Annotated in this window: 3 protein-coding genes; all 3 read left to right on the forward strand. The window is 43.7% G+C overall.

The genetic code is table 11. The features are described 5' to 3' along the window. Positions 1-956 precede the first annotated feature (956 nt). Positions 957-1,913 (forward strand): glycosyltransferase family 2 protein, encoded by a 957-nt coding sequence (locus AB7U36_RS19390; protein WP_428161287.1) that lies wholly within the window; start codon positions 957-959, stop codon positions 1,911-1,913. Then, complete coding sequence (locus AB7U36_RS19395; RefSeq protein ID WP_428161288.1) at positions 1,914-2,360, forward strand: GtrA family protein; 447 nt, start codon at positions 1,914-1,916, stop codon at positions 2,358-2,360. 199 nt (positions 2,361-2,559) lie between these two features. Continuing rightward, positions 2,560-4,119, forward strand: coding sequence for a hypothetical protein (locus tag AB7U36_RS19400; protein WP_320397712.1), 1,560 nt, complete (start codon positions 2,560-2,562; stop codon positions 4,117-4,119). Positions 4,120-4,379 lie beyond the last annotated feature (260 nt).

The following is a 4,379-nucleotide window of genomic DNA, read 5'->3' on the forward strand; positions in this document are numbered from 1 at the left end:
TAAAATTTTTTCCTTCACGGTTTTGGGCGGGCCGTCTTTAAAGGTCAAAAAGTCGTGTACGTCCCAATAAATGACCTCAATCTGTTTCCAGGGAAATATGTGGTAGTGTCCGGCAGCAAGCCCCCAGGTAAAAAATCCCATAGACACTATATACAGAAACGCAACAAGGGTGACAATTTTTCCTTTGTTAAACATTAGAATACAAATCAGTCTTTATTTTCGGAGAAGGTACAATTTAATTCAGACATAGTTATCATGGCGCGGGACTATATCACAAGGTTTTAAGGATTCGCAAGGTGAATAATTGAATCTACATATTGGGACATTGGGAGTTCAGCATATACATATACTGCTCGCGGTAAAGTTTTCGGTTTTTCCTGCAAGTGGATTTTTGTTCTACAAGCTTGCTGTTGGTGGCTTTTAGCAAATATAGCGTGTCACATCAAAATCCGAAAATCTGACCGCGCAAAGTATATATGCATGAATAATTATGAAATTTATTCCAAGTCTCTGAATTCAGGAGATAAAAAAATAAGCATCCGTTTCAAATCGAATATTCTTTTCAAGGAGCAGACAAATATTCTCAGTTTTGAATTTCCGGATGCACGCCTTCCCAATACAGATGATAACAGAATCTTAGCGATGTTGATCAGGTCGCTTATGATTGAGTAAGTTTTGTCGATGGTCATGTTAAATTGAGCCCCAAATGGTCATTTCCCGATGATCCAGTTTTTAAAAATTGACATCGAACGTAGCTATTAGTTATTATCCCCTAAATATGAAATTTACAGATCCTTATTGATCAGGTGAAAAAATGAAGCCTTGGATGGATTGCCAAGTGTGTTTTTCGACAGCAAAAAAGAAAGACGAAAATGATCATCAAAAATTGATAGACGAATTGTACAAACAAATCGGTATGAGGTAAGAAACGTGTCAACATTTTTTGGAGTTGTAATGTGCCTCTAATTTCGGTTATCCTGCCAGCCTTTAACGAAGAGCAGACCATTGCAGATACCATCAAAGATTTCCACCTGGCCCTTCCAGATGCTGAAATCTGGGTGATCAATAATCACTCTGTTGATGAAACAGAATCCATTGCCCGTGAAACGATTTCAAGTATCGGCTGTAAAGGCGGGATCATCAATGAACACCGCCCTGGAAAGGGAAACGCCGTCAGGCGTGCTTTTCTGAATATTGAAGCCGATGTTTACATTCTGGCCGATGCGGACCTGACCTACCCTGCAGATCATGCCCATAAACTTATTTCACCGATCCTCAATGGCGATGCGGACATGGCTGTCGGAGACCGTCACGCCAACGGGCACTATGCCATGGAGAATAAACGGGCGTTTCACAACTTTGGCAACCGGCTTGTACGCAGCCTTGTAAACGGGCTGTTCAATGCCAAACTGTATGATATCATGAGCGGATACCGGGCGCTCAATCGAGATTTTGTAAAAAGCTACCCGATTCTTGTTGAAGGCTTTGAAATCGAAACGGATATGACCCTTCATGCCCTTGACCGGCGTTTCCGAATCATTGAAATCCCTATTCCATACAAGGACAGGCCGGCTGGCAGTTTTTCAAAACTGAACACTTTTCGTGACGGTGCCAGGGTCATCAATACGATCACAAAAATTCTGCGCTATTACAGGCCGCTTGCCTTTTTTCTAATCGCAGCAATCATATTCATGGCTACCGGTTTCACGGTGGCCATACCGGTATTTGAAGACTGGCTTCGTGAAGGGTATATCCATCATGTTCCCCTTGCTATACTGGCAACCGGTCTTGAAATCTCGGCGATTCTTCTGGCTGCGGTTGGTTTGATTCTCGACTCGACGACCCATCAGGATAAATGCAATTTTGAACGGGAACTGCTCAAAAACAGCAGCTCTTACACATGGAAAAAATAAATGGTTGTGATTGGGCGGAATACATTTGTTAAAGAAATCCCTTATCTAAGAAAATTGCTTGACCCGTCATTTTCAAAATTTGTCATTGCAGGAACACTGGGTTTTTTGATCGACGGGGGATTATTGATCATTCTAATGGACCTTGATTGGGATATCTCCATTTCCCGGGCCTGCTCTTTTTTATTAGCTGTAAGCGCCACTTTTATCATTAACCGCACCTGGACCTTTGAAACAAAGGGCCGTCGGACACTTCGCCTGGAATATGCCTATTATTTCAGTACTCAGCTTGCCGGCGCCGGGATCAATCTTTCAGTCTTTTTCTTATTTTTATATTTTTATCCCAAATTCCAAGATTTTCCTCTGATCCCTTTTGCGTTTGGAGCTGGGATCGCTATGATATTTAATTACCTTATTTCCAAAAAATTTATTTTTATCCATGATCCTTAAAAAAATACAGTTTAAAACGGAAGACGGATTTCTCTGTATTTCACAAAGGACTGTAATTCATAGGGTGAATTCCCATTTTCCCGGTTTAAGAAAAACCTATCTTTTGATGCCCAAAGAGTGGTATGCTCCGCCTCTCAATTATTAATAGATAGTGAAGGTAGTCAGGGCGTTCGGGTTCAGACCAGGGGAGGTATCACTAATGAACAGACTGATGGAAAAGGCCCGTTCTGCAGGCCGTATAGTATTAAGCATCCGCTTTGTACTTTTGATGATCACAGTGGCCTATACACTGGCATACCTGGCACACCCCGCCACCCCGGGAAACAATCCCGGCCAACACCCTTTGGGCTGGTGGGGATGGTTTGATCAGGGCCAATATTTATTGGCCGCTAATTCCATAGCTGAAAAAAATTTCACACCGGAAAAGCATTATTACCCCCCGCTTTATCCTGCCATTGGCGCATTGTTTTCCAAATGGTCTTCTGGGCATATGTATTTTCTTCTTAATTTGGGCGCCCTTCTTTGGTTTGTTTTTGTTTTTATCCGATTTTCGGACCGGTATTTTCCCAGGTGGTTCAGCCTTTTTCTTTTTTTAGGGACCTCAATCATAGATATAAGGATATTTCAGAACTATATCATTCCCTGGACAACTACATTGGGAACGTTTTTTATAGCCACCGGCATTCTCGGCCTGATCTGGATGAAAGAGGTACGCGAGGGCAGGCGTTCGGGCATAACCAGTTTGCAGACATTTATTGTCGCAGCAGGCCTCAGTCTTCTTCTCCCCACCCGTCCTGTAGATGCGGCTGTCGGCTTTATTCTGGGATTGGGCTTCCTATATTATTATTGGGTGATTCTAAGGGAGACCCCGAACAAGGTGCCTGGCCCGATAAAATTCTCATCATTAATTATCGCTGGCATATCCCTGGGGCCGGTGATTTTCTTTGGATTCAATACCCTTGTATTTGGCTCATTCATGGGCGGATACCTTCATCATAACGAGAATAACGGCTTTTTCCCGGCTGATTTGGCTGAAAAATTTGTCTCGATTTGGCTGGACGGATTCCTCCTTTACGGGGTATCGGGTACGGGCCTGACTCACAAACTACCATGGCTTCTGGTATCCCTTGCCGGCCTTGTGTGGGCATTCATTCAAGGCAGTTCCCTGCTGCGGATCCTGGGCTTATCCATCAGCATGCTTTTCATCCTTTACCTACCATATGGAGACCTATTGCCCAACGGCCTGTGGCACTTTCTGAATATCCACTATTTCAAATGGACCCTCCCCTTTTTAGCGCTAATGGGCGCATTGCTGGTCGCCCACACATGGCAGGCATGGCGCATGAAACAAAGCCGGATCTTGCCCACGGCCACACTTATTGGAATACCTTTGCTGCTCTTGTCGTTGCACCTGACATTGGATATTTCGCCCATAGACGCCGGTCCATCTGAAACCTTTAAACAGTTGAAGCTTGACCTAAAGAATGCACCCATTGATTTCATAGACATAAAAGGGATGACCGGCCCATTTCATAATATCTATTTTGGAGGTCATAAATTAATGATCGACGGCGCCCCCCTTCGACATGTCAGGGATTTTCGCGTTCTTCCCATGGCTTCGGGGATACGCGTCCTCTTTATCAGGCCGGTTCAAGGCCATTCCCTGATTTTTATACCTGATGCCCAGCTCAACTGTTCTGATAAGGGCGCATTTGAAACCCGAATCGGCACCTATGGCTTTTCATTGGGTATACAATGAGATATTCATTCATTACAAAACAGTTGCATGTCCGATACCTTGCATATCCGGCCATAGGATGCTTGTAACTATTAGTTATTAATTTGGGTGTCATTCACAAATGCTGTTTAATTCATATGTGTTTATTTTTATTTTTTTACCGGTTACCCTTGCCCTGATTGTTGCGGGCCGGTATTTGTATGGCGCCCGGGGCGGGTTAGCCTGCATTGTTTCAGGTTCACTTGTTTTTTACGGATACTGGAACCCTATATTCCTGGTGC

It is taken from the genome of Desulfobacter sp. (assembly GCF_050177295.1).